General features: G+C 46.2%; 2 protein-coding genes. Both read right to left on the reverse strand.

Annotated features, from left to right (window positions below; all coding sequences use genetic code 11):
• Window positions 1–460 precede the first annotated feature (460 nt).
• Window positions 461–1,738, reverse strand: a complete 1,278-nt coding sequence (locus ACI3E1_RS07845) for a LysM peptidoglycan-binding domain-containing protein (protein WP_405025098.1) — start codon at window positions 1,736–1,738, stop codon at window positions 461–463.
• Window positions 1,735–2,051, reverse strand: a 317-nt coding sequence (locus ACI3E1_RS07850) for a hypothetical protein (RefSeq protein WP_405025097.1), incomplete at its 5' end; no start/stop codon positions are given. The genes ACI3E1_RS07845 and ACI3E1_RS07850, both read right to left, overlap by 4 nt.

The raw sequence follows: 2,051 nt of genomic DNA on the forward strand, positions 1-2,051 counted from the left end.
ATCCTGTACTCTCCTTTTTAATGAGTCATATGTTATCACGAAACCCCGTAAAATATTGATTTTACGGGGTTTTACTTTTTGGTGAATCATATGTTTTCGTATGTTTTTGCAAAAACTGTGCACATCGTGTGCACACACTTTTAATTTTTTATTCTTTTTTAAGTGCTATACCAATATATTTTTTAGTGCATTTCATTTTAATATAAGTGCTAATAAAAAACTCCTCCGTAAAATAATGAAAGAGTCTTTTATGGTGAATATATTATCTTATATGTGTGCAACGTTAGATTCAGGATTGTTACAATCACTCTTAAACACCTATATTATATGCAAAACGACCCCAGCCATTACAGCTTGGGGTCGTCTTAATAAGTGGAGCTTAACTCCCAGTAACTACATTATTGCATATGTTTATGCTATACACAAAAAAGCCCTCCGCTTGAATACGGAGAGCTCGTTATCAATAATTCAATTTTTCACCCGGATAAATCAAATTCACGTTCCGAATGTGGTTCAGTGAAGCTAACCGGGAAACGGACGTCCCTAACCGACTGGCAATCGTTGAAAGATTATCGCCCGGCCGCACTACGTAACTGTTACCACCAGCTGCGCCACCATGTACTGTCAATCGTTGCCCAACATAGATGTAATTCGGGTTCGACAGGCGGTTCAGACTAGCTAACGCCTGCCACGTTGTGCCGTACCGGCTGGCAATCCCGCTTAACGTATCGCCAGTTTGCACTACGTACGTGCCACCAACGGGAGCGGCGTTTTCCGTCCGTGCTTGGTGGGCAGTCTGTAATATCTCCACGTCATTTCTACTGATCCAACTCATAATGCCAGACAATAAGACCCGGTTACCTCGGACTTCCTGTACCGCGTAAGCCTTGCCTTTTACCCAGTTCGGAATACGTTGCCCGGTTGCCCAGCAGTCAGCGGAGAAGTTGACCTTAACCGTATAGCCCGGTTTAATCTCCCGTTTCGGGGTCTTATCAGCTTGTTGTCCCTGCTTAATTACTGGGGTTTCGTGCTTTGGCTGATTATTACCGTGATAACCGTTATACGTAATACCAGTTAAGTCCACGTCGCCGTCAATACCACGGCGGTTGTAGTTATCATCAAATTGCCAAATGCTAACCCCGTTCATCGACGGAAAGTAGTTGTAGTTCGGCGAAGCGCTCCCCGGACACGGGTACGCTGCTATCCAGACGGACTGGTTACCGAATGCCTGCACAATGCGGTTCACGTCCACGTGTGCCACCGTATACGGTTTATATGAGTAATAGACCGGCGTGTAGCCCGCCTGCTTAATCTCATTCATACCGGCAATGATAGCGTTCGTGTTCGCTTCTACATTCCAACCAGCGCCCGCTTCGTAGTCCAACGCAATGATTGACCCTTTCGGTGTTTGCGTTCGTGGTAAGAAATAATCAACCACCTGTCGTCCTAAGCCCGCATTACCGCCAACTTGGTACCAGATATACGTATGCGCCCGTTTACCTTGAGCAATCGTGGTCGCCACCTGCGAATTGTAGGTGTTTTGTAGGTACAGCCCACCCTGATAACCACCAATCTGGCAGATAGCGAACTCATCATCAGCTCGACCAAATTGTGCTGTATAACCTTGATATCGGGCTAAATCAACCCCTTGTGAGCGGTTCGCACTTGCAACGCTTGGCGCTAACAAAAAAACGCCGGCCACCAGGGCGGACGCTAATAGGCGTTTATATTTCACTATTCTTCACCTCCAGAAGGTTCAGCTGGTTTAATCTTTGGTGTGCTATAAACCCGCTCAATGTCATCTTTCAGTTCGCAATAAGCGTGTTCCAGACACCCCCGTAATAAGTCGGTGTCCTGTTTATCGAACCCCGCCCGTACTAGCATATCTTGGAGCATAACCTCGGCATACTGCATTTTGTCCGGAGCGCCAGCCTTTTCTGCCAGCACTACGGCGTCCTTGGCAAACTGTTCCAATGCTTCCAATACATCCTGTTGGGGAACATATTTATGGATAGCGTTAGCAATAACTAACATTACGGCCGGAGTTAATA

The sequence above is a fragment of the Ligilactobacillus sp. LYQ139 genome, from assembly GCF_045033025.1.
Classification (GTDB): domain Bacteria; phylum Bacillota; class Bacilli; order Lactobacillales; family Lactobacillaceae; genus Ligilactobacillus.